This is a genomic window from Listeria sp. MAN/IMW/UF464 (assembly GCF_058683955.1).
Genome location: NZ_JBZWZP010000001.1, coordinates 1,320,460 through 1,346,338 on the forward strand (window position 1 = coordinate 1,320,460; position 25,879 = coordinate 1,346,338).

A 25,879-nucleotide genomic window follows, 5' to 3' on the forward strand; every position below is an offset into this window, starting at 1 on the left:
AAGCCCCTCCCTTCACTGTCAATGTGGCTTTAAGCCGTACTTCAGTCTATATAATACTATGCGGAGTCTTAAAATTTTCTAATGTCGCATATATACTACTCGAAAAAAGAAAGCTAAAAAGATTGGTTCTTTTTAGCTTTCTTTAAATTATTTTTATATCGTTGCTTTTAAACTAAATTGTCGATACATCGCTTCATACTTTAACGCTTTATTCTCATAACCTAACACCCGTAAAATAGCTATCGCCTGCTTGATTTCTTCGCCTTCTCCCCGCTCAATAATTCCATGATAATACATGCAGAGAATTTTAAAATAAGCACCCTCACAATCATCACAAATCTTTTTTAAACTTCTTATCATCAGCTCCATATGCTCGATTTCATTTCTCTCTATAAAATCATCTATAATACTAGCAAGCGCTGTTTGTAAAATCCTTCTTCCTCGTTCAAAATGACGATACCTGTCCAGCGTGTTTAATAATTTATAATAAAATGGCACCCGACTTTTCAAAGACAAGTACGGCAACATTCGAGTAAATAAGAATATATCCTCTAACGTCCAAAAAACTGCTTCAATCAGGTAGTTCTCCAAAATCCGAACCACTTTTTTATCCATAAATTGTTTGCCTTTTATATGGTCTAATTCAAGTTTTATCGCCGCGCTTTTTACTTGATTGATTTTTCCTTCTTCCGATGATATTTTTTGATAAAGTAATTCCCAAATAGCAATTTCATCAGTTTTACACGCCCGCTCGTAGGCTTCCCAAAAGTCCTCTTTCTCAGGCAACTCCTCTTGATGATACATGAAGAAAAACTCTTCCATACTTACCATTAGTTTTGTTACTATTTTCTCTAGTAAAATGCTCGATATTGCATGGGTTCCCTTTTCAAATTCAATTGCATAAGATTTACTAATAACCCCTGTGTACACTTCTTTTTGGGAGATTTTTTTAGACTGCCTTATTTGCCGAATCAGCTCACCATAACTTATCATCCGAAGACCTCCTCTTAGCTCAATTCTTGCCTTTATTTTACATTCCTTTGTTTTCTCTCTGTAAATAGTGCTATATATAGTACATAAAACCTCTTTACCACAAACAAAAAAACACTAAAACGACTCCATTTTAGTGTTTTTTAAATAGAAAATCTTAGGGTAGCTAATCTTCTACTTTAATATTTTCTTTTTCTAAAAATTGTTTTAATACCACACTATACAAATCTGCTATTGCTTCATAGTGCAGTTCTTTCCATGTTTGAATGGCTCTTTTGGCCTGGTGATAGCCCTTTTCCACTTCGCCTTCTTTCATCCAAATAGCCCCTTGATAATAATTGGCTACTATTCGATAAAAAGCACTGTTAAAGCTACCACTTGTTTCAGATGCTTCTTTTAATTTTTCGAGCACTAGATTCGCATAATTGATTTTATTCTGTATGATGAGTTCGTCTGTTAGATTAGCAAATAGATGGCAAAATAGCAGTCTTCCTCTATCATAGTACCTATACTTTTCATACGATTTCAACATAATTTGATAAAAGTGAATTTGTACTTCTTCCTCAAAAAAAGATATGCCGTTGGAAAAAATACGAACCTCTTCTAAAGTCCACGTCTGCATTTTCCAAAGATAGTCATGGATAATTTTTTTATATTCATCAGAAATATTCGATTCATCAAACACATTCGTACGCAAATAATGATTAATAGTTTGAATTCTCGTATGAAGTATCGCTTTTCTAACTTCTGTCTGCTCCGTTCGCTCTAAAGTTATTTTATCTAGCAACGCCTGCATCCCTACAACATCATTTTTACCTGATAGCTCGACGAAATCAATCCAAAAACTATCATCCTCTGTCGAAGAAAAGTCTCTGTAAATAAAAAAGAATTCATCTAAAGGAACCATGATCCGCTTTAAAATCTCTTCAAACAAACTCAAAGTAATCTCGTGTTTTCCTTTTTCAAATCCGATTGCATAAGACCTAGATATAATTCCTGTGTATACCTCTTTTTGAGTCAAACCTTTAGATAGCCGTATTTCCCGAATCAATTCGCCATATGAACCCATATGATATCCCCCTAATTAAGTTCTTCCATTTCAAAAAGTCGGAATGCAGTATCTATGTCTATGCTTTAATTTCTCTACTCCAAACAATTTAGGAATCATTGTTCTTAAAATATATACCCTAAACACTAGTAGTTTAATTCTTTTAAAGGCGAAAAGCTACTTACAATATCGTCATCTTCCTTTTTTAAGTATTAATAGCACAAAAAAAGAATGTCATTTTTCACATTCTCTTTAAAAATATCGTTCTAAATCATTCGTTAATCTTTTTATTTTACTTCATACTTAGCGCGTTTTAATAACTCTACTTTTTTAGTTTCAGGGTTATTTTCCTGATATTGAACAGCCGTTAATTCATGAAATCCTTTTTTTAATTCTGTTTTACTTAATTGAATTTGAAAAGAGAGCTCGCCGCCTTGTTCCATTTGTACGATGTAGCCGTCAATGTAAATATAGGTCAAACTCGCCGTACTTAATTCTTTCATATGCACTTCCAATTTTTCTACAGATTCCCCCGCTTTATAAATACAAGGAGAATCATCTTGACTTGAAATTTCATCTGCTGCAATGAGCTCTAGCCATCCCTTTTTAGTATCTTTTGAAGAGAAAATCTGCTTTTCCCTTTTAGCCGAGACATTATGAGCGTCTCCTTTCTCCCTATCTTCGCAAGCTGATAATGCCACTAATACTATCAATAATAATATGAGCAACCAACTACCTTTTCGCAACATAGTGACACTCCCTTTTCATAACAATACAATGACTTTTATTTTTTTGAAAAAATGTCGAATATATACTACATAAAACCTCAAATAAGTGAAACGCTTTCATAAATATGCTAAACTCTCTTTGTAAAACTTTTAAATAAAAAAAGGATGTGGAATCATGTTCAGTGTAACTACTTTTAACATTCGTTTTGATGACACTTCCGAGCAGAAAAAGAGCTGGGAATTGCGTAAAACACTAACAAAATCATTACTTGATAAATATCAATGGGATTTCATGGGGGTGGAGGAACCTCTTCTGCCACAAATGCGCGACATGAAAGAAATGCTAGATTGGGATTATTTCGGGGTAGGACGAGATGATGGTTTTGAAAAAGGAGAATTTACGGCTGTTTTTTATAATTCTGCTCGTTTTAGTTTACTGCAAGAAGGGCATTTTTGGCTTTCAGAAACGCCAGATGTCCCTTCTATTCACTCAACAGCGATGTTTCCACGAATTTGCGTTTGGGGAAAACTAGAGGATTCGACTGATGGAAGACAGTTCTATATCTTCAATACGCATTTGGATCACGTCTCGGAGGAAGCTCGTCTATTTGCAAGCCAACTTTTACTGCAAAAAGCCGGTCTGATTGCAGAGAATTTACCAGTGATTTTACTAGGAGATTTCAATACAGAACCAGAAACACCAACGTATAACTTCATAACCAAAAAATATCAGGATGCTCAGTTGATTTCTCAGACTCCTATAAAAGGCCCAATTGGTAGCTTTCATGACTTCCAACCACTCCGACCTGAAAACGAATTAGAAAAAATTGATTACATCTTCGTGTCTAAAGAGTTCCGCGTACACTCTTACAAAACTATCACGGATCAAGTAGATGGCTGTTCTGCTTCTGACCATTTCCCTGTGACTGCAACACTAGAATGGGCATAAAAAAGAGAAGACGAATATCGTCTTCTCTTTCACTTATAACATTTCTTTAATCATTTTATAAAGCGCAAATCCCATTTCTGTATCATTTTTATGCACTTTTAAGGCGATTGGCGCGGAAAAAGAGGTGTTTTGTGTCACGACCGTATTGCCGTCAACACCAATTTTCAAGTCAAAGTCACGGTCTAAAGTTCCCGCAGTCTCGATCGAAACATACTTTAATGCCTTCTTCGGGAAAAACTTGAATTCTACTTTCTTACCAGTTATCCCTTGAGCATCCACATTAAAAATCCCTTTTGAAGTAATAATAACTTCATCTCTTATAAATTTAAAAATTTGAATAATCTTTTCATCATCTTCTAAAAATCGTTCTATGCCATAAGATGATTCGGTAACAATTGCTGCTTTTCCCATTAGTTTGTCAAACATGAAACCCATCCTTTTTGTTGTATGTATTCTTATTCAATTTTAAATGAACAAGTGAAGCCATATTAGCATAAAACGTTTTCATAGTATGTAGACATTATGTGAACAGTCTGCATTTTTAAATAAAAAAAAGCTACTAATCCTTGAGAACAAGTAGCCCTTTTATCATTTAAAATGCCTTACTAATAACACTTAGACCGATAAACAAGAACAGTACAGCCATGATCACGGAATTGTTTTGGATAAGCCATTTACGCGTACTATCTAATGCGTTGTTAAGTCGATTCCCAGCCAGTAAGAAAGCAATCGTTGGGATGTAAATCGAACAACAAGCGATAATTCCAAAAATAATAGTTGCCGTTGTTTCCTGCCCGCCAGTTAAATTCAGCGCCCCAACACTAACACCCGCAGTCAGAGAAAGCAACATATTCTTAGGATTCACCGCAGATAATAAGAAAGCAAAAATCATCGCGCCAACTGGTTTAATATTGCTCATTTTTTCAAACCATTTTGGTGTTGCAGCTTTCTCCCCGTTTTTCGGACGTTTCGTAAAATCATGCGCACCGAGCAAAATAAGTAAAACCCCTAACACAATAAGTACCACTTTGACCAAGGTTGACTGATCTCCGGACGAACTAACCGCCGAACTCATTAAAAATAACCCAATAAAGAAAATAGCAATATTCCCAACAATCCAACCAACCGTATAAAAAATACTGTTAATCCGTGCCTTGTTGCTCAGTAAAATCAAAATAAGCCCAACAATTGGAAATGGACTAATTAAAATACCTACTGCCGGTGACAAAATAGCTGAAAAAGCTGAACCCACACTGACTCCCCCTCTATACATTTTTTTACAAATCCTTATCATTCAATCTACCTTTTTCCCTCTTATACTCACTAACAAACAATTGTCACTATATCATTCCTTATGTTCTTCCCCAAAAAAACAATACAATACATTTGCCATAAACAGCTCATTAAATGCACTAAAACGCTACTTTTCAAGCAAAGTTATTCTTCTAAAAGTCTATTTTTATATAAAAACTCCCATTATGGAATCGGTGACTAAAAATGGAAATTCATGTTAGGGCTATAATAATAGTATAATTTCTATTGTTCGTTCAAATACAGAGACAGGTGGAAATATTATGAAAAAAGTAACCCATAATGACGTACTGGCGCAAATTGATACTGTGACCAGTCCAGAACAACAACTGAACGCAGGAATAGCACAAGAGCAAGTCAGTTCTGTAAGACAATCAAATTCAACAAAAACAGACGAATCCGCGAGCACAGCAAGCATTTTATTCGGTATGCTCACTCTTTCTAAACGTAAATAACATCCGCTCCAAACAGAGTAGATGTTATCTGTTTCCGTTGACTATCCTAGTTATTTTTGCTATATTTTAATTATAAATCGGAATGTTACCGACGCAAGCCGGGCATAACCAAATATTTTTCTAAGTACAATGTTTCTCTGCATTTATTTAGAAAAGTATTTGGTTTTTTTTTATAGATACTTTAAAATGTAGAAAAGGAGTTTTTAACATGCATACAAATACTGGATTTCCAGCCAACTTTTTATGGGGTGGAGCTGCTGCCGCAAATCAATTCGAAGGCGCTTACAACGTTGATGGAAAAGGACTTTCCGTTCAAGATGTTACTCCAAAAGGCGGATTCGGTCAAATTACTGACGGTCCAACACCAGATAACTTAAAATTAGAAGGAATCGACTTTTATCATCGTTACAAAGACGACGTGAAACTTTTTGCTGAAATGGGCTTCAAGGTTTTCCGTACTTCCATCGCTTGGTCCCGTATCTTCCCAAATGGTGATGAAACTGAGCCAAACGAAGCAGGACTACAATTTTACGATGATTTATTCGACGAACTTCTAGCACATAATATTGAACCGCTAATCACTTTATCTCACTATGAAACACCACTTCACTTATCGAAAACTTACGACGGCTGGGTAAATAGAAAAATGATCGACTTCTATGAAAACTATGTCCGCACTGTATTTAATCGCTACAAAGGCAAAGTAAAATATTGGCTCACTTTTAATGAAATCAACTCGATTTTACACGCACCATTCATGAGTGGCGGTATTTCTACAAGCCCAGATAAATTATCACAAAAAGACCTATACCAAGCTGTCCACCACGAACTTGTGGCGAGCGCGCTGGCTACAAAAATTGGTCACGAAATCATGCCAGAAGCTCAAATCGGCTGTATGGTTCTAGCAATGCCAACTTATCCGCTAACTTCCAACCCAGATGATATTATCGCTGTTATGGAAGCAGAGCGCAAAAACTACTTCTTCTCCGATGTTCATGTTCGCGGCGCTTATCCTGGCTACATGAAACGCTATTTCAGAGAAAATAATATTGAATTAGACGTAACAGAAGAAGACTTAGAAATCCTTAAAAACACTGTAGATTTCATTTCCTTCAGCTATTACATGAGCACAACTGAAACAGCTGACGAGTCGAAACGCAAAGCTGGCGCAGGAAACATCCTAGGAGGCGTGCAAAACCCTTACCTAGAAGCATCCGAATGGGGTTGGCAAATCGACCCTAAAGGTTTACGCGTTGTCCTAAACGAATTCTGGGATAGATACCAAAAACCACTTTTCATCGTAGAAAACGGTCTTGGCGCTATCGACCAACTAGAACAAGACGAAAACGGCAATTACACAGTAAATGACGACTATCGTATTAACTATTTGAGCGCCCATTTATCGCAAGTAAAAGAAGCGATTAAAGACGGCGTTGAGCTGATGGGTTACACTTCATGGGGCTGTATCGACCTTGTTAGTGCCTCCACTGCTGAAATGAAGAAACGTTACGGCTTTATCTATGTCGATCGCAACAACGACGGCACAGGTACGCTAAATCGTTATAAGAAGAAAAGTTTTGATTGGTACAAGAACGTTATTGCTACCAATGGTGAAGATTTATAAAAATGAGAAACCCAGGTTTGCCCTTTTAGGAGGGGGAACCTGGGTTTTTTAATTGCTTGATAACCGATTGGCAATCTTCCGACCGAGTAATCGCTGAAATAACCGATACCCCATCCGCACCTGCTGTGAGAACCTCGGCTGAATTTGTTTCATTAATTCCGCCAATCCCGACAATTGGCAGCTTGATTCCAGCCCGACGAATTTCTTCCAAAATTGCTGTTCCACTTACTGGCTCTGCATCCGCTTTTGAAATTGTGGGGAAAATTGGTCCTACGCCGATATAATCCACCGAGCCAAGTCGTTCTGCCTCCTCTGCTTCACTAACCGAATGAACCGAAAGCCCGATTTTCATTTTCCCGGCGCAACTCGCGATAACTTGGCGAATTTCCTCGTCGTTTTGCCCAACATGGATGCCGTCCGCGCCGATTTCGAGGGCTAGGGCAACATCATCGTTAATAATGAATGGCACTTGATATTTTGCGCATAATTGTTGGCATTCCAGCGCCATTTCTTTTCTTTCGGAGGCAGTTTGGAGTGCGCCTGCTCCTTTTTCGCGATATTGGAAACAAGTAATCCCGGCTTTCAGTGCTTCTTCTAGCACGCTTGGCAATGTTCCACGGACAATGTCTTGCGTTCCAGCGATAAAATATACAGCTAGTTCAGCTCTCATTTCCCATCCTCCAATCGGTAAGCAAAATGGTTGGTTGGACCATGACCGTGACCAATTCCAAGCGGATATTTAATCGCACTCGTGATGAACTCTTTCGCAACTACGACGCTGTCTAAAAGGGAATTCCCTTTCGCAAGTTCAGCCGCAATACATGCCGAAAAAGTGCAACCCGTCCCGTGCGTATGAGGCGTATCAAAGCGTTCGCTCGTCAGCCATTTTGTCATTTCGCCATCATAGTAAAAATCAGACGCCTCACTCATTTCGCTATGCCCACCTTTAATAACAACCACTTTTACACCTAAATCAAAAATTTTCTTAGCAGCTTGTTCGATTTCCGCCTTGGTTGTGATTTTTTCTCCCAGAATTTCTTCCGCTTCTGGAATATTCGGCGTAATGATCGTACCAAGTGGCAAAAGCTCATCTTTCAACACTTGTGTCGCCTCGTTTTCAAGCAAAGCAGTGCCACCTTTTGCAATCATCACGGGATCAATGACGATATTTGGGAAGTTGTGCAAACGTATATTCCGCGCCACTTCTCGGATAATTTCTGCATCCGCAAGCATCCCAGTTTTCACGGCGTTCACTTGGAAATCCTCTGCAATCGCGTCGCACTGTTCGCGAATCATTTCTACCGGGATTTTATGCACTGCTTTTACCCCTAACGTATTTTGCGCCGTAATTGCCGTGATGACGGACATTCCAAAGGTCTTGCGCTCTTGAAACGTCTTGATGTCCGCTTGTATCCCCGCACCGCCGCCAGAATCTGAACCAGCTATCGTTAATACTTGTGGGAAAATCATTTGCGTTCACCACTTTCTTGGATTTTGGCTTTGGCACGCGTTTTTTCGACCGACCAGCTAGCCAGTTCATCTAAAAATAGTGGTCGAAATGAGCCTGGAAGTTTTCTTTCTAACTCGATTTCCGCGTACTCAGAAGCCACCGCATAACTCGCGCACGCTTCGACACTAGCTCGAAAAACGTCTTCCTGAACGGCGATAAAACTACCGCAAACCGCACTCAGCAAACAACCAGAACCAGTAATTCTTGGAAGCAGTGCGCTACCATTAGCCACTTTTGCAAAACGCGTCCCGTCCGAAATCACATCTACTTCGCCGCTAATAATAACAACCGTGCTCCATTCGTTCGCCACTTTTTCAGCAATGCTCAGCACATCCGCCGAACCAACACCCGCATCCACGCCTTTCGCTTCCCAAGCTTCACCAGCAATCGCCGCAAGCTCTCCCGCATTTCCACGAATCGCCGTAAACTGAATTTCTGCCAATAATTCTTGCACCACTTTACGACGGTATGAAGTCGCGCCAACACCGACCGGATCAAGCACAACCGGCGTTCCAGCAACATTTGCCGCACGTCCAGCAATTTTCATCGCTGTAACAAGTTCCCCGTCTAGCGTTCCGATATTAATCACGAGCACATCCGCCATTTTCGCAAGTTCATCCATTTCCTCTTTCGCAGAAGCCATAATCGGTGACGCACCAATCGCAAGCAAGCCGTTCGCCGAGTCATTCGCAACCACGATATTCGTAATATTATGTACCAACGGCCCTTTTTCCCGCACCTTTTCCAACATCATAAAATCAAACATAATTCACACTCCCACGCCAATTTTGTTTTTTATAAGCCATATCAAAAAACGCCCATTCCATTTCCACACTGATTTGAAAAGCCTGCTTCATCAGAGCAAGTTCCCGCGCATCCGCCATACTCGCCGCCTGTTCCACCAACCGTTTCTGCTGCAACACCACTTTTTGATAATTTTCATCCACATAACTATCCAACAACTCTTGATAAAATGGCTCCGAACTCCGCGCCCCTTCGTACATTTTCCCCATATCAGCATAAAGCGCATAACAAGGCAAAAGGGAAGCAATCGTCACCCCAAAACTACCAAAATCCGCCATCCGGTAAAGATGAGAAGTATAATGATAAGCTGTTGGCGCCGGTTTGCGCTCGGAAAAATCGCGCTCCGTTAGCCCAACCCGCGGATAAAACTGTTCGCGCATCAACAACTCCGACTGCTGAAGTCGCACCTGTACTTCCCTCATTTCCGCAGCAAGTTCCACCGTCCCCGCCTGTTCCACACTTTTCTCAATCACCTTCTCAAAATGTGACAAGTAATAATCATCCTGAAGCAAATAATAGTAAAACGCCTCCTTCTCAAGTGTCCCATCCGCCAAACTCCGCACAAATGGATGCCGCAACGTTTCCTGCCATAAATCCCCTACTTCTTCTTGAAAACCGTGAACAAACACTTAAACTCCTCCTTTTTGCACAATAAAAAAAGCGCCCACTGTCCCTTAGCATAAGCAAAGAAACAGCAGCCGCGATAAATTTTCCGGTCACTTTCACATTCACTTCCCTACGCTTGCACTAACAAACAGGTTCAAAGGGTCAGAAAGCATTACCTTTCTATCTCAGCCAGAATCGGCCCCCCTAGTTTTTCTTATTAAGTTGTGTTCATCATAGCATAGAGTTTTACCGCTGTAAATCCCCAAATGTAATAAGCTCAAACCCATTTTCAAGAAGCCAATCCCGCACTCGTACGTCACAAATCGTTGCAAGTTCCCGGCACCGCATCAACGTATAGGAAGAATTATCCAGCACAAATTGATCCAAAAAACCGACATCAAAATGCATCTCAGCAATTTCATCTGGTGCCAGTTTCAGCAATCCGAAATCATCATTTAGGAAGTTTTCAACCGAGACTCCGCCATTTGTATAAGGGAGTGCGCCCGACTCGAGCAGTTTAGTAATTGGCAAATAACCTTCCTGATCTGGCCATTTTTTATCGCCGCTGTATTTTAAAGTGGTGTGAATCCCGAACTCACGCGCAATATCAAAGAAAGCTTGGTCAACCGTTTCATCACCGATTGAGTGGCAGTCAATGTGTTCTGGGTAGTGACCCGTTAGCGCTTTGAACCGTTCCATTTGAGCGATAGTTTCCGTGCGCACATCTTCGTATTGGAATTTGATTTCTGGGTTAGCCCGGTAGTATTTGGAACGATGGAATTCCCCGTTTTCGTCGACGAGTGACGGAATTTCAGCCGGGTCCGCGCACGGTTTTCCGAGTAGGAAGTTTGTGTGTTGCCCGATGAATAGGTCTGGGTGGTCTTTTGCGAGAGCAATCGCGTGATCGGCAGTTTCTAGGTTTGGCATGAGTAAGGTGGATGTGGTGATGCCGGTTTTGTAGCTTTCGATGATGCCGTGGTTGATGGCTTTGGATAGACCGAAATCGTCTGCGTCGATGATTAGTTTTGGCATGGGTGGGTCTCCTTTCCTATTTTAATAATAAATGCTGATATTCAAATACTATTAATTTTAGTATATCTATAATTCATATAAATAAACAAATAGATGCTACTAAACTAAAAATTAAAGATACAAATAATATTTTAACTGCTTTTTTAGGAACCCAAATATTATTTAATAAAAAACTTTGTGCCATTTGATGGAATACATAAAATACTAATCCAAGCATTATAATACCTAAAGTATAATACGAACTTTCAGTGTACATATTAAATAATGGTCTGAAATTCGCTCTCCAATCAAAATATAGCCAAATAGTAGCACCTAGCAGTGCAAAAAGAGTTGTTAAGAATAACTGGATTTTCCGTAAAACTATATAATTATACTCTTTAAAATGAATTAGAAATAATTTAACAAAATTGGAAAGTGAAAAAATCAAAATAAAAGTGGCTAATGTATAAATGGTTTGAAATAACACATTTAATAGATAGGTATTGAAAGATGTTATTTTCATTAAATCAAAATAATAAAATGCCCAAAAACCACCTATTCCCAAACAGACAATATTAATAACTTTTCTTAAATATGAACACTTTTTTCCATATTTAGATTTCTGCTTGTTTTCTTTTTTATCTCCTAAATCATTTAATATTTCTCGATACGCTCTTTCTTGATATTTTGATTGCATAAGAACGTTAGTATAATTAAATGACGCATTATCTCCTTGCGTATTATTTATAATATTATTCGTTTGTTGAATCAAATCATTTTCAGCTTCACTATTTCGATTCTTGCTCTTCTTCTTTTCTGAAATAATAATATATATTGAAACTCCTATTTCTAAAAGAATCCCAATAATATTTAGAATATTTATTGATAATTCCAACGCTGCTTTTCATCTCCTGACATGTGCAATCTTCTAATAGTTAAATTAAATCTTCCAAATATTAACCGCTATCTCAGCCAAACTTTGTTGTCTTTCTTTAATTGTTTTTATATTCCATTCCTCGTAGTCCAATAGCTCTCTCGTCAACTGTACTTGCGAATACTCATATACTTCTTTTTTCTCATTAAATATTTTATTGGTAGATTTTTTATTATATTCCCCACCAAGTAAAGTAAGATTGCCCAGCTTCCATAAATACTCACCATGATCTTCTTTGATAATGTCCCAATCAGTCGCTTTTACAGGCATTATATGTTCAATATGAACTTTATTATTATCATCTAACACAGTAAGTTCCTTCGAGTAACTATCATTAATCTTTTTCAAAATGTATCTTATACTAGGCTTATTTTTGATCTCAAAACTGGAAAAATTATGTAAAAAATCATTATCTGCTACAATATTTCTCCGTAATAAACTCATAATCTCAGCAAAATCTTCAATATCTTCTTGATAAATTCTAAAAGCAATTTTCGAAAACTCTATTTCATATTTATTTGCAACTAATCCTGAAACCACGAAATTTCTTACCACTAAAACTTCTATACATGAGAGAACATCGTATATCTCTTTAAAATCATAACCTTTCTTCACCATCGCTAATATTATAGGATAAAACGATTTAGCTCCAAGTATATTTATATCAGCTAATACTTTTTGAATATTCGTATCAAAGAAATTATCTTCTGCTGGATTAACCATGCCACTATATACTTCAGATAGTTTCAGTAAGTCTTTCATAAAATTATTAGCTTCTAATGGTGTTGTTATTTTTTTCCTTATTACTTTATACAAATCTTTTTCTCTAATAAATAAATTTTGGGAATTCCAAAAATGCCGGATATATTTAGTAGTATCAATCTTTCCAAGAAATTCTAACATTTGTTTCCATTCTTCTTTTACAACATCAATTTTCTTATTCGCAACTCTAAACAAATGATTCTTCAATAAATCAGCTGTTTCTAAATCTCTTCCTCTAGCATTCAATGTTTCAAAAATAATAAAAGCTTCATTTATGTCATCTGTTTCTACAAACATAACAGAGCATTTTTCAGTAAAAGTACTAAAAAACTCTTTTAAAACTGTATATTTATTCTCCAAAGTTTCAGCTGAGTCCATGGATTTTTCTAGTTTTTTATAAAAATAGTCATAAGCAAAATCTATTCTTTTTTGTGAGTTAGTTAACTTTTGCTTCTTTTTTGTTTCTGGCGTCATAAATTGAATTCTATTTGAAAAGTATTCTTTATCATTCTCACCAAGTATTAATTTACGTTCATCTCTAGTTTGAGTATATCTTCCAATAAATTTCGTAGTAATATCTTCAGCATCAAAACGCGCATCTTCCCAACCACAATCATGTATTTTTATAAATAAATCTCTCATTGCTGCTAACAAAATAACCGTCGTACTTGTTCTTTGTTGCCCATCAATAATAAGTTTTTCATCTACTTTTTTATCGATGTGTATTACAATTTGTCCAAAAAAATGACTTTCAGTTTCACCATTTATGATTTGACTTAAATCCATCCATAAGTCTTCTAACTCAGTTTCGTCCCAAGAGTATTCCCTTTGATAATCCGGTATTTTGTAAACATTCTCCATTATGTATGACCCTAAACTTCTAAAATTACTATTAATAATGCTCATACTTCCATCCCCCATAAATTCTTTATTTTAAATTTATCTTCCTAGTTCTATTATAGTAGAAATAACGATTCTAAATGTGACTAATTATTTACATTTGACCATTAAAAATAGCATCAAAAAGATATAAAAACATATTTTTTGTCAAATTAAGTGAAATAATACATAAATAAACTAAAAATTAACTTTTGAATATGTAAAAAAACCAACACACGTTCATGTATTGGCCCACAAGACTAGACTTCGCTTAATTTTTGTCGCTATATTAATCCATTCTGATACTTTCTTTACAAATAACAAGAACCTCTTTTTGCTCTTCCAATTCTTCTTCCCGGATATGCTTCATCCAACTTTGAACAGCTTTTGCAGTTCTGGATTCAAATGCATCCGCTAATTTATCTTGAATAAATTTAAATTCATCTCCAATTTTTTCATTTCCTTTTTGAATTATAGCTATTTCTTCTCTAGCTTGCTGAGTTAGTTTTTCTACTGATTTTTTTGCATCTAGCTTTAAGATTTTCAATTGAACTTGTTTTTTCAAAGTACTTTCTGCTACAAGTAAATTCGAACGTTCTTTGGCAGTTAAATCTTTTTTCTTGAGTTCTCGCTCAATAATTTGAAGTTGATAGCTCAAATCATAAGATATATCCCCAATTGCACGGGCGTATTCACGTTGATAAGTATTGCTATACATTTAATCTCACTTCCTTTTAATTGTTATTAGAAATCCATTCTCCTAAACGCGTATCTGTTTCTCGAAAAGACTGCGCTGCATCAATAAGCTCTATTTGAAAATTTTTCAATAGTCTACGTGTCTGATGATTCATTTCATAATATTTTTCAAACTCATTCGGATTATAAAAGCAATAAACTCCATTTTTATATTTTGTGCATAGTTCTGTTAAAACATCATCTATATCCCAGATAGTCAATTCACTATAAGCTCCACCAATTCTTATTTCTTCCTCTAATTGATTTTGTATTTTCTTGGAACCTATTTGTAGTTTTTCTTCAAGGTTCTCTAAGTCAGCATTATTCGTTTGTAGTGACTGAATAATATCATCAATGTCTTGAGCATGTTTAATAATAGAATCTACATCTACTTTTAATTTCATCGTCCCATCGCTAGAAAAACAGCTTTCAAATGTTTCATTGTAGTGCCCTGGAATGGCTCCAAAAAGCCCCTTGGCTCCAACTTTGACCTTATTTCGCTCGGCTATATATTGGGAACCTATAATAGGTGAATTAAATTGATCAAAAGTTCCAATCATGTCATCATCATGAGTGAAATCAATAATTGAATTATTATAAAAGCCATCACGAACTTTCTTTTGCTTATCTTCAGGTAATAATTGATAAATATTAGGAGCTGCGTATGTAGTCGCATTAAAATCGTATAAAATTGAATTATAATGCGATAGCGCTCCGCCTAAACTATGTCCAGTAGAAGTAGGATTTTTAGGATTAAATTCTTTTAATACCTCTTCTGTCCATTCTTTAGAGACTTGGAAAGGATTTTTTGATTTTCTATCTAAACTAGTTCTAGAATTTTTCCCTGCAAATACATTAATAATATCACTGCCAAAATCTTTTGACTCTTTTGTTCCGCGATAGACAAAAATCATGTTATTATGGTTATAATAGATTTTACCATCTTTTCCTTTTTCTTCTGGAATAACTGCAAAAGCTTGTGTGTTAGTAGCTCTATCATTTAATTTTGACACTACTTTCCAATTACTTTTTGTTCTATCACTTAATTCAATATTAATTTTTTTACTATTTAATGTACCATCTTGATACACCGCTTCAGAAAGCTTGAAATAAGTTTCATCAGTAAAAGTTTTTTTCGTAGCCAATTCAATCATCCTTTCATCTCTGGAGGTCTTCTATGTCAAAACGAACTAAAATTATTATACTAGTTATTGTGCTAATTGTCACAATATTATCTATACTAGGAGGTTATCTTTATATGCAGCATCAAGAGCAAGAAAAAAAAGATCAAGCTTTTTTTAATGAGCAAAAAGAAAAAGTTACACTGTACCTTAAACACAATATTCCAGATTTTAATACAGTTACTTTCACCAATGAAGAATTTAATCCTATTGGAATAAGTATTGATGGATACATAAATAATGATAAAAATCTGAGTTTTACTGCGGGGAAAGACGTCAAAATTTTTAGTTGCTCTGATGAACTTGATAAAATGTTTAAAGAACCTAGAAAAGGTTACAATGAAATTATAGAAAAAGAAGAGACGTCCTTAGAAATGCCCAGAAAAAAAACTAAGTCAATTGATGAAATCCTATCCGATTTAAAATCTTATGAAGATCAAATAATCACTCGAAATAAAATATAATTCCTACTAAAAAAGACAAGCTACTATAGAAAATAGCTTGTCTTTTCATATCCAAATTTATAGTCAAAGTTCCTTTTCCAAACATCCAAAAACTAGTTCTAAATCTTTTGTCGGTATCTCCGCAAACGCATCCCCAACCGAAACCTCAAACGCACAAACATCCGCCGATTTCTCCTGTAAATACCCCGAAATTCCAACCCCAGTATCATCCTGAATCTTCGTCAAAATCGCCCCAACCTCATCAGCCGACTTCTCAAAATAAACATGAAACATATTAGAAACCGGCACTTCCGGCACAGTCTTCACGCCCGAACACGAATTAAAGCGCTCCGCCAATCCTTTCGCTGCCTCAAAATATTCCGCCATTTTCCCAATTCGTTTTTCAAAATAATAATCCGCGGACAAAATATACGGATACAGACTAATCAAATCCCCACCATACCGCCGTTTCCAGATTTTCGCCTCTTGCACAAAATCATCATTCCCAGCCAAAATCGCTCCAGCAATCCCGCCAATCCCCTTGTAAAACGACACATACACACTATCAAACAGCGCACAAATTTCTTCCGCAGACTTCTGATAAAACGGCGTAATTTCCCATAACCGCGCCCCGTCCAGATGCAACGAAATACCCTGTTCATGACAATACTCCGAAATCTTCTCAAGCTCTTCAAAAGAAGGCAACTGTCCTCCAATTTCTCGTTGTGGAAGTTCGATAAGCACGCTAGAAACTGGCTCGCGAAGACTTTTAATATTGTCAATTGTCAAAAGCCGATTCGCCGTTCCAAGTAATAGTGGCGTGATTTGCTGCAATTCTTTTAGCCCATCTTGCTCGTGAATCTCCAAATGAGAGAGCGGATGATATGCTACGCGCCGATTCTCTTTCCGGTCAGCCCAAATTCTTAATGCAATTTGCTGAGCCATCGTCCCACTTGGAAAAAATACCGCAGATTGTTTCCCGAGAATTTTCGCGATTTTTGTTTCAAAACCTTCAATAATTGCGCCGTTTCCGTAAATATCGCTTTCTAGATTATCATCAATATTTTGAAGCGCTTCTGTAAGAACACCAACATTGCGCGGACCGTTTCCGCCTAGTTTATAAGGTGTTTTTTGGTAGCTGGTTTTTAGTGTGGTTGTCATTTTGGTTCACTCCTTTTACGATATACTTGATTGATTGTATAACAATTATATACCCAATATATCTTATAATCTTCAGCTTTTAGTTTATTATAGACTCAACAAATCCTCTCCCGCAACTTCTCCTATCAATCTCCTCCAACACTATTATAATAAAAATTTTGACAATTCTAATTATAATCGCTAAATTAGAAGTACAACATATTATAAAACACAAAAGGACTGAACACATGTTAAAAAACAAAAATTTTAGATATTTATGGTTAGGTCGTTTAATCAGTAATGCCGGCGATAGCATGTATTACATTGTATTATCTTGGTACATTTTAACACTCACTAATAATTCTTTTTGGGTAGGGATAGTTAATTTTGCTATTTTTATACCTAACATTTTTTCCTTTTTATTTGGTCACTGGATAGATACACATTCCAAAAAAAGATCCTTGCTTTTATGCGAATTCGGGCAATTATTTGCGATTTTAATTATGGTTATCAGTATTTTGTTGGATTTTCAAAGTCCTCTGTTATTATGTATTTTAGCATTTTTAGCTTCCCTTTTTGGTATGAATACATATACTATACAAGACGCAATGACCCCGTTTATCATAAAAAAAGAACAGCTAGCAAGTGCTCAATCATATATGTCTGTTGCTTATAATGGTACTGAATATTTATTTAATGCCCTAACAGGATTCTTAATCAATATTTTTTCAACAATTACCCTTTTAGTTGCCAATATATTTACCTTCTTATTCGCAATCTTTTCTTTTTCAAAGATAAAAGAACCCACAGAGGCAAATAATAAAGAACCTGAACCTTTCTTAAAAAATGTATTTAAAGGCTTCATTGAACTATTTCAAAATAAAACCATTTTATTTATCGCTATCGGTGGAGGCATGGCAAATTTTATGTTCGGCGGATTGAATGTCTACCAAGTGTTAATTGCAAAAGAGCAAGGAAGTGCCATTGTGCTTGGACTATTGACATCAACAATGGCCATTGGAACATTGATTGGCTCAACTCTCCTAGCCACCTTATTACTGAAATTCATGGAAATCGGAAAAGTACTAACTTTATGCACACTCATGTTTGGGCTAACAATGTTAATAAGCTCTTATTTTGTAAATTCTTCCCTTATTATTCTTATCTGGGGGATTGCAAGTACTTTTTTAGGAGTCACCCATGTTGTCCAAAAACCTTTTTTCCAAGTATTAATTCAAAAAGAACATTTGGGCAAAGTTTTCAGCGCTCTTTATAGCCTAAGTGTAGCCACATTACCGATAGGAGCATTATTATTTGGTTATTTTAGTAGTCATAGTTTAAATAGTTCTATCTTTCTTCTTATTTTCGGCGGAACCTATTTACTTATCAGTTTCATATATTTCGTAAACAAGCATATTTTTAAATTCACTATCTCAGATAAAATAAAAAAAGGACTTCTATCATAAATACCCCCACTAATCTCATCTAAAATGAAATTAATGGAGGCGTTTATTTTATATTTTTTAAAACAATAGGTGGTTATAACGAATCCCATTTCTTATAGTTTAATTTTTCTTATATGTTTCCTTAATCAAACTGTTCTCTTTGTCATCCACTTTTTTCAAAACTAAATTCTCGCTTTCAAGCTCCATAGAAAGTACATAATCTCTTTTTTCTTTAGTATCCACGCGGTATTCATTTCCTTTTTGTTCACTTTTCGTTATCTCAATACCATCCTGTGCTTCAAGCATTTTAAGGACTTTTTGCACGTTCGCTTTTTCACTTTCTGTTTCATAACCATATACTTTTTTACTAACTACCGGACCATCATATTGGTATTTATCGCCATCTTTTTGTTTTAATTTATAAGAATTCGTTATGGCAACTTCATCATCAATATACAATTCTGTTACATTACCATCTGCATCCATGTCCAGATCCACACTCATCTTACTTGCCATACCTGTATCTTTTAAATTCTTCCCGTCACTCGTACCTACACTAACCGATTCCAACTTCCACTTCCCAGTAAATTTGCTATCAACAACCTCTTTACCACATCCTACTAACAAAAGTAACATTCCTAAAAATATAATACTTACTAACTTTTTGCTCATCTTGTTGCTCTCCTTTTTTTATATAATTAACGGTTAATCCCGTTCCACCTCGATGTAATCCATTGCTTGTGTTTTCTCTTCAAAATACTCATCATGCCATTCAATCAGCACCTTCTTATCCAGCGAAACTCGAACACTTTTTGTTAAATGCGAAAGAGCTTTTATATCTACTCCATCATCATCAAAATTCAATAGCACTGGCACTTGATCACCAAAATTATCTCTATCTCCTAAAATCGCAACCCCGCCAGCTTCATCTTGGTATACTCGTACGTCTAAATTAGATATTATTTCCCATCCGTGTACTGTTTTTTTCATCATCTGTTCATCTCCTATGTAATATATTCTCTCCAACTAACATCATATCCTAGTAACCAATAATTTCCAACCCTAAACCAATTTCCACTTCCAAAGTGGCAAATAATAATTTCACCTCCCCCATTTTTCCAGCTATAGTAAAGACAAATCAAAAGGAGGTCTTTACGTGACAGATAGCAACGAACTAACAACCGAACTCGATTCCATGGCAATCATATTACACGCCGGGAATGCGAAAAGTTGTGCTTTTGAGGCACTGAAAGAAGTAAAACTGCAAAACATCGAAGCTTTCACGCAGAAAATTACTGAAGCGAAAGATGAGATTAAACTGGCGCACCGAGCGCATGCGGAACTTTTACGAAAACTATCTTCAGAGAACCGAATGAGAGAGGTCGACTTACTGCTTGTTCATGCGGAAGGTCACTTGTCTTCTACGGATATTGCCGTGGAAATGATTCGGGAACTGGGAGAAATTTATCAATGGAAATGGAGTTTATCTAATGAATAATAACTTTTTATGGGGAGGTGCAACGGCCTCTTATCAATGTGAAGGTGCTTGGGATGTGGATGGCAAGGCGGAATCGATGTGGGACTACTACTTACACGAAGCAGGTCTTGAAAATGGCGATGTGGCGAGCGATCACTACCACCGCTATGAGGAAGACATTCGGATGATGAAAGAAGGCGGGCAAAATTCCTATCGTTTTTCCTTATCATGGCCGCGAATTATTAAAAATAGGCAAGGTGACATCAACTTAAAAGGGATCGAATTTTATCAAAACTTGCTAGATACGTGTAAAAAATATGATATTGAGCCGTTTGTGACACTTTATCATTGGGATTTGCCGCAATATTGGGAAGAAACTGGTGGCTGGTTGGATCACGACGTTTGTGCCGCATTTGAGCATTATGCCAAGGTTTGTTACGACCACTTTGGCGATAAAATCACGAATTGGACCACTTTTAACGAGCCGAAATGGTTTGTTGCTAACGGATATAAAATCGGCAACTATCCGCCCGGCTATCAAGATACGCAAAAAACAATGATTGCGGCTTATAATGTGATGTACGCGAGTGCTTTAGGCGTGAAGGCTTTTAAAGAAGGCGGCTATCCTGGGCAAATTGGCATTGTTCACAGCTACACGCCAGTTAACGGTGTCGATGAAAGTATCGAAACGAAAATCGCGATGCGCTACGCTGATAACTATTGCAACAACTGGATTCTCGAAACAGCCGCACTTGGTGAATTCCCGGTCGATCTCATTGCCGAACTAGCAAAATCGCACGACATCAGCTTTATGAAAACAGACGAACTACAAACAATTAAACAAAACACCGTCGACTTCATCGGTTTAAATTACTATTCTCGCACGCTCGTTAAACCGTACACTGGTGGCGAAACCCAACTGCAATTTAACCACAGTGGTAAAAAAGGCGAAAGTAAAGTTCTCATCAAAAACTGGTTTGAACAAGTGAAAGATCCCGCCAACGAAACGACCGAATGGGATACAGAAATTTATCCAAAAGGCTTACAAGATGGCTTAATCGAGGCTTACGAACGCTATCAATTACCACTTTATGTGACAGAAAACGGCATTGGTGTTCGCGAAGATGTTTCAGTGCCACAAGTAGATGATGCCTACCGAATCGCCTTTATGAACGACCATATTAACGCCATTTTCAACGCAATCGATGCTGGTTGTGACGTTCGTGGCTACTACGCTTGGTCCCCGTTCGACCTTTACTCTTGGAAAAATGGAGTCGAAAAGCGTTACGGACTTGTTGCCGTTGATTTCGAAAACAACCAAATCAGAAAACCAAAAGCTTCCTACTACTGGTTCAAAGAAATGATTGAAAGTCAGGGAAAACTCATCAAACGAAGAGAATTTTAAAAAAAGGAGCAGGAAAATGAAAAATATCATGTTAGTTTGTAATGCTGGTATGTCTACAGGAATGCTTGCGAAAAAAATCGAAGCCGCTTCTGGCAACACATTAAACGTCACTGCTTATAGTGAATCCGAGTATACCGATTATTTGGACGGTGTCGACCTCGTTCTTATCGGCCCTCAAATCCGTTTCCTTATGCCACAAATTAAACAGGCCGTCAGCGTCCCAGTCCATGCCATTTCACCAGTAAAATACGGCATCATGGACGGCAAAGGGGTTTACGAAGACATCCAGAAATTAATAGGAGGATAAAAACATGCGATTTAATACCATTAGCGAAAAAATGGATCAATATATTTCCCCGCTGGCTAACAAACTTAGCCAGCAACGCCATTTGAAAGCAACCAGAGATGCCTTTATGTCCATGCTGCCAATTACATTGTTTGGTTCAATTCCGATTATTTTGAAAGCGGCTCCAGTCACAGATGATACGAAAAACGGCTTCCTACTTGCCTGGGCTAACTTCGCTGAAAAATATGATTTAATCTTAAACTGGATTAGTGGAATCACACTTGGCGCCATGTCGTTATATATTTGCGTCGGTATCACGTATTATTTATGCAAACATTATCATGAAGATTTCTTACGCCCACTCATGTTTTCTATCGCAGGTTTCTTTATGCTCGTACTTAATCCAATCAAAATGGGTTGGGACGGCAAAGAAGTAGACATTAGTTTCCTTGATGGACGCGGAATATTACTTTCAATTTTCGTCGCCATCGTTACCGTAGAAGGTTATCACTGGATGCGCAAGAAAAATGTCGGTCGAATAACCATGCCCGATAGCGTCCCAGCCTCACTATCTGAGACATTCGCAGCCCTAGTTCCTGGTATTATTTTAATGACCTTTTTCTCGATTATCTTTATCATTTTCAACCTGCTAGACACAACTGCCATCCAATTCTTATATGAAAAAATGGCACCGAGCTTCAAAGCAGCCGATAGCTTACCATTCACGATTCTAAGTATTTTCCTAGTTCACCTATTCTGGTTCTTCGGTGTGCACGATGCCGCACTTGCCGGAATTCTAGGCCCAATTCGTGACGGAAACCTTTCAATCAACGCCGCTGAAAAAATGGCTGGCCAAGATTTGACGAATATTTTCACGACACCGTTCTGGACGTATTTCGTTATCATTGGTGGTTCTGGTTCCGTTCTCGCACTTGCCTTTTTAATGATGCGATCCAAATCCAAACAACTAAGCACCGTCGGGAAAGTCGGCTTCTTACCTTCCATATTCGGAATTTCTGAGCCACTGATTTTCGGAACACCATTAATGCTGAATCCAATTTTCTTCTTCCCGTTCATTTTCACATCCGTATTCAACGGTGTCATCACTTATCTTTGTATGTATTTCGGGATTGTCGGAAAAACGTTCGCCGTCTTCTCTTGGCAAATGCCCGCGCCAATTGGAGCATTTCTATCCACCATGGACTGGCGAGCCATCGTTCTCGTATTCATCCTAATTTTCCTAAACGGTCTAATGTACTACCCATTCCTAAAAGTTTATGAGAAAAATCTCGTTGCTTTAGAAAAAGAAGCCGAAGAAGAGAACATCGCTGCTAATTAATAGCCACTTAAATAGAGATTGGGACAAAAAACTCGTCTCTTTCTCTATTTGGTGTTGTATAATAACAATAGGTTAAGGGAGAATTAGGGGGGATATAATGACTATTTCAGAAAGGCAACGTTCATTGTTAGAAAAGCTTAACGACAGCCAAAAGACAGTAACAGCAAAAGCACTTTCAGAAATGTTAGGCGTTTCTTCCAAAACTGTGCGAAATGACATTATTCAAATTAACCAGTCATTTAGTTCCACAATCATTGCATCAAAAGCTGGAAAAGGCTACTTTCTAACGCCAAATGAGCAGCTTTCACAAATGAATCTAACCAAAAATAACGAAAACTTACATTTTGAATTATTACGCCATATTATCGAACAAGATCATACCAATTTCTATGATTTAGCAGATCAATTTTTCATTAGCGAATCGACGTTATCTCGTATTATTAAAGAGCTCAACACGGTTATCGCTGAAAAAGATGAGTCGCTTTGTATTATTCGAAAAAACAACGAACTACTGACCGAGGGCGGCGAAGAAGAAAAACGACGCATCTTCAATCTGTTCCTCAATCAGGAAATCGAAAACCATCAATTAAGCTTAGACAAATATGCCGATTACTTCGATTACTGCAATTTAAAACAACTTTCCGAGCTTATTATCGCATATCACAAAAAGAACGAGTTTTTTATGAATGACTTTTCAACAATTTCATTCATTTTGCATATTGCTGTTTTAATTGAGCGAATTAGCATGGGTAGTTATATTCAAAGAACAGCTTTAACAGAACAAGATCAAACTAGTCTTGAAATGGCAGAGCAACTAGCCGAAACGTTAGAAAATGAACTGCAAATCAATATTCCAACGCAAGAATTAAGCTATATCGCCCGGCTTTATTCCGGAAAATTAGTTACCACTTCAACCATTGACGCAAAAGTTTTTGGCAGCGTTGTCACTCGGCTCCTTGAAGCAGTGGACCAAAATTTCCATATCGACTTTTCAGCTGACGAAAAAATAGCCACCTATCTAGTGGCCCACATTTCAGCCCTTTACAAAAGAGCCAATCACAAACAATATTTAACCAACCCACTCACCGAAGAATTAAAAAACAAGTTCCCATTTATTTATAACGTCAGTGTTTATGCCTCTGCCTTTATTCAAAAAGAGCTTGCAATCACTTTCCCAGATGACGAAATCGCTTATATTGCGTTACACTTTCTGTCCGCTTCAGAAACAATTAATCACGGCAAAAAGAGAAAGATACTCTTAGTTACCCCATACGGCGCAGGCAGTCAACGCTTAATTCATAATCAACTAAAGAAAATACCTGATTTTTCGATTGATTTACTCGTTTCCCAATCCATTTTCGACATAAAACAATTCACCTTAGACAAAGAAATCCATTTAATTATTACCGCCGAACCATTAAACTTAACAACCGACATCCCAGTCTATCATTACGATTTACTTTTAACAGAAGCAGATTTGCAGAAAATCAAGCATATTTTAGAAACTAAGCCAAAAGCCGATTCGATTTCCAGAAAATTTTTCAAAAAAGAGCTTTTCTTCCCAAAACAAAACTTCAAATCAAAAGAAGAAGTAATTACGTTTCTTTGCGAACAGTTAACTGCATTCGACTACTGCGACTCCGACTATGTTTCAAAAGTGTTCGAACGAGAACAATTATCTAGCACATGCTACGGAAACTACTACGCAATCCCGCACGCCATCCAGCGAAGCGCAAAGAAAAATGCCGTCGCAGTATGCGCACTTGATAAACCGATCGACTGGGGCGGAAATCGCGTCAAACTCGTCCTCCTGCTCACCATGAAAGAAGAACGCGACAACTCTTTTGAGGAATTATTCGGCCAACTCGTAACCATCTTAAACGAACGCAGCTTTGTAAAAAAACTAGCAAAACAAGAAGATTTCCAGCAATTTATCGAACTTTGCGAACAAAAAACCCTAGATTCTTAAACAATCTAGGGTTTTCTAATCCGATCAATTCCAAAAACAACAATCGGCAAATAATTAAAGAAGAAACTAATTCGCTGACAAAATCCAATTTTATCTAAAACCGGTAAATGATTCACAGCAGGAATCCGCGCAAGCCCATAAACACCGGCCGACAGCAAACTAACGATGAGTAAAACTAAATAGATATTGCTGCGGGTTTTATCACCAGTTTTCCGGTAAAGAATGACCAGAAACAACGGAAAAATCAAAAATCCCGCATAACCAAGCCCCGAGCCAATATTATGAACCCAAGTCGAAAATGTCCAACTCGCCTGCTCCGTATCAATACTAAACAACCCGGTAAAAATACAATCGCCAATCCCATACAAACCAATCGCAGAAGCAAGCAAAATCGCCAAAGTCCGCGAGGTTTTAACAACGCTCTGATAAATCGCCGGCAAAGCGAGCACAAAGAACACCCCAGACACCACCGACCAAACTAAAAACGCTCCCCGCACCGGACTAGCCACATCCCCAAACACACTCATAACACGCGTCATTTGGTTTAATTCTGGGTAAAAGATTCCAAGTATGTAAGGCGTTAGAAAATCACTCAAAACGCCGAGTAATAAAAAGTAAAACCCGTATTTTTTTAGAAATTTCATTTGGATCCTCCTTGTATGAAATTTATTTAGGATATATTAGTGTAATTTTAACTCCATATTAATTATACAAATCTATCCCCATCTAATCTAGTTTAAGCTTTCTATGACTAAATAATAGCCCAAATCAAATAAAAAGCCGGAAAAAATACTCTTCCAGCTTTTCATAAATTTAATCCTATTATTTTTTATACACCTTACAACGAA

Annotated in this window: 28 protein-coding genes and 1 riboswitch; of the genes, 10 read left to right on the plus strand and 18 right to left on the minus strand. The window is 37.2% G+C overall.

Features of this window, described 5'->3' with window-relative positions; genetic code table 11:
- Nucleotides 1–153: 153 nt before the first annotated feature.
- The 3 genes from AC4PG0_RS06735 to AC4PG0_RS06745 all read right to left on the minus strand — a co-directional run bounded on the left by AC4PG0_RS06735 (nt 154) and on the right by AC4PG0_RS06745 (nt 2,784).
- The gene (locus AC4PG0_RS06735) at nt 154–993 is read right to left on the minus strand and encodes a helix-turn-helix domain-containing protein (RefSeq protein ID WP_492167809.1); all 840 of its coding nucleotides are present in this window, start codon (nt 991–993) and stop codon (nt 154–156) included.
- 163 nt (nt 994–1,156) lie between these two features.
- On the minus strand, nt 1,157–2,059 hold the full coding sequence (locus tag AC4PG0_RS06740) for an XRE/MutR family transcriptional regulator (protein ID WP_492167808.1): 903 nt from the start codon (nt 2,057–2,059) through the stop codon (nt 1,157–1,159).
- 266 nt (nt 2,060–2,325) lie between these two features.
- Nucleotides 2,326–2,784, minus strand: a complete 459-nt coding sequence (locus tag AC4PG0_RS06745; protein WP_072218764.1) for a superoxide dismutase — start codon at nt 2,782–2,784, stop codon at nt 2,326–2,328.
- Nucleotides 2,785–2,941: 157 nt separating this feature from the next.
- On the opposite strand from AC4PG0_RS06745, the gene AC4PG0_RS06750 reads away from it, so the two are divergent.
- Nucleotides 2,942–3,715, plus strand: a complete 774-nt coding sequence (locus tag AC4PG0_RS06750; protein WP_270907958.1) for an endonuclease/exonuclease/phosphatase family protein — start codon at nt 2,942–2,944, stop codon at nt 3,713–3,715.
- A gap of 33 nt (nt 3,716–3,748) precedes the next feature.
- Here the strand turns inward: AC4PG0_RS06750 and AC4PG0_RS06755 are convergent, their stop codons facing one another.
- The gene (locus AC4PG0_RS06755; protein WP_010990350.1) at nt 3,749–4,141 is read right to left on the minus strand and encodes a PH domain-containing protein; all 393 of its coding nucleotides are present in this window, start codon (nt 4,139–4,141) and stop codon (nt 3,749–3,751) included.
- A 166-nt stretch (nt 4,142–4,307) separates the two neighbouring features.
- Nucleotides 4,308–4,967 (minus strand): GAP family protein, encoded by a 660-nt coding sequence (locus tag AC4PG0_RS06760; protein WP_010990349.1) that lies wholly within the window; start codon nt 4,965–4,967, stop codon nt 4,308–4,310.
- Nucleotides 4,968–5,289: 322 nt separating this feature from the next.
- Between AC4PG0_RS06760 and AC4PG0_RS06765 the strand changes: the two genes are divergently transcribed.
- Both AC4PG0_RS06765 and AC4PG0_RS06770 read left to right on the plus strand, forming a co-directional pair.
- The gene (locus tag AC4PG0_RS06765; RefSeq protein ID WP_003770250.1) at nt 5,290–5,481 is read left to right on the plus strand and encodes a hypothetical protein; all 192 of its coding nucleotides are present in this window, start codon (nt 5,290–5,292) and stop codon (nt 5,479–5,481) included.
- A 208-nt stretch (nt 5,482–5,689) separates the two neighbouring features.
- Nucleotides 5,690–7,105: a glycoside hydrolase family 1 protein gene (locus AC4PG0_RS06770; protein ID WP_203574294.1), complete on the plus strand. Its 1,416-nt coding sequence runs from the start codon at nt 5,690–5,692 to the stop codon at nt 7,103–7,105.
- Nucleotides 7,106–7,130: 25 nt separating this feature from the next.
- Here the strand turns inward: AC4PG0_RS06770 and thiE are convergent, their stop codons facing one another.
- From thiE to AC4PG0_RS06815, 9 genes are all read right to left on the minus strand, one after another.
- Entirely contained in the window at nt 7,131–7,775 is a 645-nt protein-coding gene (thiE, locus tag AC4PG0_RS06775) for a thiamine phosphate synthase (RefSeq protein ID WP_010990347.1), read from the minus strand.
- Entirely contained in the window at nt 7,772–8,575 is an 804-nt protein-coding gene (thiD, locus tag AC4PG0_RS06780) for a bifunctional hydroxymethylpyrimidine kinase/phosphomethylpyrimidine kinase (protein WP_185550372.1), read from the minus strand. Before thiD ends, thiE begins: the two co-directional genes overlap by 4 nt.
- Complete coding sequence (thiM, locus tag AC4PG0_RS06785; RefSeq protein WP_492167807.1) at nt 8,572–9,381, minus strand: hydroxyethylthiazole kinase; 810 nt, start codon at nt 9,379–9,381, stop codon at nt 8,572–8,574. The genes thiD and thiM overlap by 4 nt, the downstream gene beginning before the upstream one ends.
- Nucleotides 9,374–10,048 (minus strand): thiaminase II, encoded by a 675-nt coding sequence (gene tenA / locus AC4PG0_RS06790; protein ID WP_207578614.1) that lies wholly within the window; start codon nt 10,046–10,048, stop codon nt 9,374–9,376. Before tenA ends, thiM begins: the two co-directional genes overlap by 8 nt.
- A gap of 87 nt (nt 10,049–10,135) precedes the next feature.
- A riboswitch (TPP riboswitch) is annotated at nt 10,136–10,241 on the minus strand.
- A 30-nt stretch (nt 10,242–10,271) separates the two neighbouring features.
- On the minus strand, nt 10,272–11,057 hold the full coding sequence (locus tag AC4PG0_RS06795; RefSeq protein WP_492167806.1) for a ChbG/HpnK family deacetylase: 786 nt from the start codon (nt 11,055–11,057) through the stop codon (nt 10,272–10,274).
- A 73-nt stretch (nt 11,058–11,130) separates the two neighbouring features.
- Nucleotides 11,131–11,931, minus strand: a complete 801-nt coding sequence (locus tag AC4PG0_RS06800) for a hypothetical protein (RefSeq protein WP_112120211.1) — start codon at nt 11,929–11,931, stop codon at nt 11,131–11,133.
- A 45-nt stretch (nt 11,932–11,976) separates the two neighbouring features.
- Nucleotides 11,977–13,638, minus strand: coding sequence for a DUF262 domain-containing protein (locus AC4PG0_RS06805; RefSeq protein WP_492167805.1), 1,662 nt, complete (start codon nt 13,636–13,638; stop codon nt 11,977–11,979).
- Nucleotides 13,639–13,900: 262 nt separating this feature from the next.
- Nucleotides 13,901–14,329, minus strand: coding sequence for a hypothetical protein (locus AC4PG0_RS06810; protein ID WP_492167804.1), 429 nt, complete (start codon nt 14,327–14,329; stop codon nt 13,901–13,903).
- A 16-nt stretch (nt 14,330–14,345) separates the two neighbouring features.
- Entirely contained in the window at nt 14,346–15,491 is a 1,146-nt protein-coding gene (locus AC4PG0_RS06815; RefSeq protein ID WP_492167803.1) for a DUF6792 domain-containing protein, read from the minus strand.
- A 113-nt stretch (nt 15,492–15,604) separates the two neighbouring features.
- Here AC4PG0_RS06815 and AC4PG0_RS06820 point away from each other — a divergent pair, with 113 nt between their 5' ends.
- Nucleotides 15,605–15,991, plus strand: a complete 387-nt coding sequence (locus AC4PG0_RS06820) for a DUF1433 domain-containing protein (protein ID WP_492167843.1) — start codon at nt 15,605–15,607, stop codon at nt 15,989–15,991.
- Nucleotides 15,992–16,054: 63 nt separating this feature from the next.
- On the opposite strand, the gene AC4PG0_RS06825 is transcribed toward AC4PG0_RS06820, so the two are convergent.
- Nucleotides 16,055–17,131, minus strand: coding sequence for a threonine aldolase family protein (locus tag AC4PG0_RS06825; protein WP_492167802.1), 1,077 nt, complete (start codon nt 17,129–17,131; stop codon nt 16,055–16,057).
- A gap of 227 nt (nt 17,132–17,358) precedes the next feature.
- On the opposite strand from AC4PG0_RS06825, the gene AC4PG0_RS06830 reads away from it, so the two are divergent.
- Nucleotides 17,359–18,576: an MFS transporter gene (locus AC4PG0_RS06830; protein WP_492167801.1), complete on the plus strand. Its 1,218-nt coding sequence runs from the start codon at nt 17,359–17,361 to the stop codon at nt 18,574–18,576.
- Between the two features lie 99 nt (nt 18,577–18,675).
- Here the strand turns inward: AC4PG0_RS06830 and AC4PG0_RS06835 are convergent, their stop codons facing one another.
- Together AC4PG0_RS06835 and AC4PG0_RS06840 are read right to left on the minus strand one after the other, a co-directional pair.
- Nucleotides 18,676–19,227 carry a hypothetical protein gene (locus AC4PG0_RS06835; protein WP_492167800.1) on the minus strand — a complete coding sequence of 184 codons (552 nt, stop codon included), beginning with the start codon at nt 19,225–19,227 and terminating at the stop codon, nt 18,676–18,678.
- Nucleotides 19,228–19,260: 33 nt separating this feature from the next.
- On the minus strand, nt 19,261–19,545 hold the full coding sequence (locus tag AC4PG0_RS06840; protein WP_492167842.1) for a hypothetical protein: 285 nt from the start codon (nt 19,543–19,545) through the stop codon (nt 19,261–19,263).
- Nucleotides 19,546–19,711: 166 nt separating this feature from the next.
- Between AC4PG0_RS06840 and AC4PG0_RS06845 the strand changes: the two genes are divergently transcribed.
- From AC4PG0_RS06845 to AC4PG0_RS06865, 5 genes are all read left to right on the plus strand, one after another.
- Complete coding sequence (locus AC4PG0_RS06845; protein ID WP_003724232.1) at nt 19,712–20,053, plus strand: PTS sugar transporter subunit IIA; 342 nt, start codon at nt 19,712–19,714, stop codon at nt 20,051–20,053.
- Entirely contained in the window at nt 20,046–21,437 is a 1,392-nt protein-coding gene (locus tag AC4PG0_RS06850; protein ID WP_492167799.1) for a glycoside hydrolase family 1 protein, read from the plus strand. Before AC4PG0_RS06845 ends, AC4PG0_RS06850 begins: the two co-directional genes overlap by 8 nt.
- Before the next feature lie 16 nt (nt 21,438–21,453).
- The gene (locus AC4PG0_RS06855) at nt 21,454–21,744 is read left to right on the plus strand and encodes a PTS sugar transporter subunit IIB (protein ID WP_003722919.1); all 291 of its coding nucleotides are present in this window, start codon (nt 21,454–21,456) and stop codon (nt 21,742–21,744) included.
- Between the two features lie 4 nt (nt 21,745–21,748).
- Complete coding sequence (locus AC4PG0_RS06860) at nt 21,749–23,062, plus strand: PTS sugar transporter subunit IIC (RefSeq protein ID WP_003724230.1); 1,314 nt, start codon at nt 21,749–21,751, stop codon at nt 23,060–23,062.
- Nucleotides 23,063–23,159: 97 nt separating this feature from the next.
- Nucleotides 23,160–25,031 carry a BglG family transcription antiterminator gene (locus tag AC4PG0_RS06865; protein WP_492167798.1) on the plus strand — a complete coding sequence of 624 codons (1,872 nt, stop codon included), beginning with the start codon at nt 23,160–23,162 and terminating at the stop codon, nt 25,029–25,031.
- A 5-nt stretch (nt 25,032–25,036) separates the two neighbouring features.
- On the opposite strand, the gene AC4PG0_RS06870 is transcribed toward AC4PG0_RS06865, so the two are convergent.
- Nucleotides 25,037–25,675 (minus strand): DUF998 domain-containing protein, encoded by a 639-nt coding sequence (locus tag AC4PG0_RS06870; RefSeq protein ID WP_003770224.1) that lies wholly within the window; start codon nt 25,673–25,675, stop codon nt 25,037–25,039.
- Nucleotides 25,676–25,879: the final 204 nt, after the last annotated feature.

What these genes read in the sequence shown, in the direction of transcription:
- AC4PG0_RS06735 (WP_492167809.1), bottom strand. Translation starts at nt 993, where the DNA reads ATGATAAGTTATGGTGAGCTGATTCGGCAAATAAGGCAGTCTAAAAAA.
- AC4PG0_RS06740 (WP_492167808.1), bottom strand. Translation starts at nt 2,059, where the DNA reads ATGGGTTCATATGGCGAATTGATTCGGGAAATACGGCTATCTAAAGGT.
- AC4PG0_RS06750 (WP_270907958.1), top strand. Translation starts at nt 2,942, where the DNA reads ATGTTCAGTGTAACTACTTTTAACATTCGTTTTGATGACACTTCCGAG.
- AC4PG0_RS06755 (WP_010990350.1), bottom strand. Translation starts at nt 4,141, where the DNA reads ATGTTTGACAAACTAATGGGAAAAGCAGCAATTGTTACCGAATCATCT.
- AC4PG0_RS06765 (WP_003770250.1), top strand. Translation starts at nt 5,290, where the DNA reads ATGAAAAAAGTAACCCATAATGACGTACTGGCGCAAATTGATACTGTG.
- AC4PG0_RS06770 (WP_203574294.1), top strand. Translation starts at nt 5,690, where the DNA reads ATGCATACAAATACTGGATTTCCAGCCAACTTTTTATGGGGTGGAGCT.
- thiE (WP_010990347.1), bottom strand. Translation starts at nt 7,775, where the DNA reads ATGAGAGCTGAACTAGCTGTATATTTTATCGCTGGAACGCAAGACATT.
- thiD (WP_185550372.1), bottom strand. Translation starts at nt 8,575, where the DNA reads ATGATTTTCCCACAAGTATTAACGATAGCTGGTTCAGATTCTGGCGGC.
- thiM (WP_492167807.1), bottom strand. Translation starts at nt 9,381, where the DNA reads ATGTTTGATTTTATGATGTTGGAAAAGGTGCGGGAAAAAGGGCCGTTG.
- AC4PG0_RS06795 (WP_492167806.1), bottom strand. Translation starts at nt 11,057, where the DNA reads ATGCCAAAACTAATCATCGACGCAGACGATTTCGGTCTATCCAAAGCC.
- AC4PG0_RS06805 (WP_492167805.1), bottom strand. Translation starts at nt 13,638, where the DNA reads ATGAGCATTATTAATAGTAATTTTAGAAGTTTAGGGTCATACATAATG.
- AC4PG0_RS06810 (WP_492167804.1), bottom strand. Translation starts at nt 14,329, where the DNA reads ATGTATAGCAATACTTATCAACGTGAATACGCCCGTGCAATTGGGGAT.
- AC4PG0_RS06820 (WP_492167843.1), top strand. Translation starts at nt 15,605, where the DNA reads ATGCAGCATCAAGAGCAAGAAAAAAAAGATCAAGCTTTTTTTAATGAG.
- AC4PG0_RS06825 (WP_492167802.1), bottom strand. Translation starts at nt 17,131, where the DNA reads ATGACAACCACACTAAAAACCAGCTACCAAAAAACACCTTATAAACTA.
- AC4PG0_RS06830 (WP_492167801.1), top strand. Translation starts at nt 17,359, where the DNA reads ATGTTAAAAAACAAAAATTTTAGATATTTATGGTTAGGTCGTTTAATC.
- AC4PG0_RS06835 (WP_492167800.1), bottom strand. Translation starts at nt 19,227, where the DNA reads ATGAGCAAAAAGTTAGTAAGTATTATATTTTTAGGAATGTTACTTTTG.
- AC4PG0_RS06840 (WP_492167842.1), bottom strand. Translation starts at nt 19,545, where the DNA reads ATGAAAAAAACAGTACACGGATGGGAAATAATATCTAATTTAGACGTA.
- AC4PG0_RS06850 (WP_492167799.1), top strand. Translation starts at nt 20,046, where the DNA reads ATGAATAATAACTTTTTATGGGGAGGTGCAACGGCCTCTTATCAATGT.
- AC4PG0_RS06855 (WP_003722919.1), top strand. Translation starts at nt 21,454, where the DNA reads ATGAAAAATATCATGTTAGTTTGTAATGCTGGTATGTCTACAGGAATG.
- AC4PG0_RS06860 (WP_003724230.1), top strand. Translation starts at nt 21,749, where the DNA reads ATGCGATTTAATACCATTAGCGAAAAAATGGATCAATATATTTCCCCG.
- AC4PG0_RS06865 (WP_492167798.1), top strand. Translation starts at nt 23,160, where the DNA reads ATGACTATTTCAGAAAGGCAACGTTCATTGTTAGAAAAGCTTAACGAC.
- AC4PG0_RS06870 (WP_003770224.1), bottom strand. Translation starts at nt 25,675, where the DNA reads ATGAAATTTCTAAAAAAATACGGGTTTTACTTTTTATTACTCGGCGTT.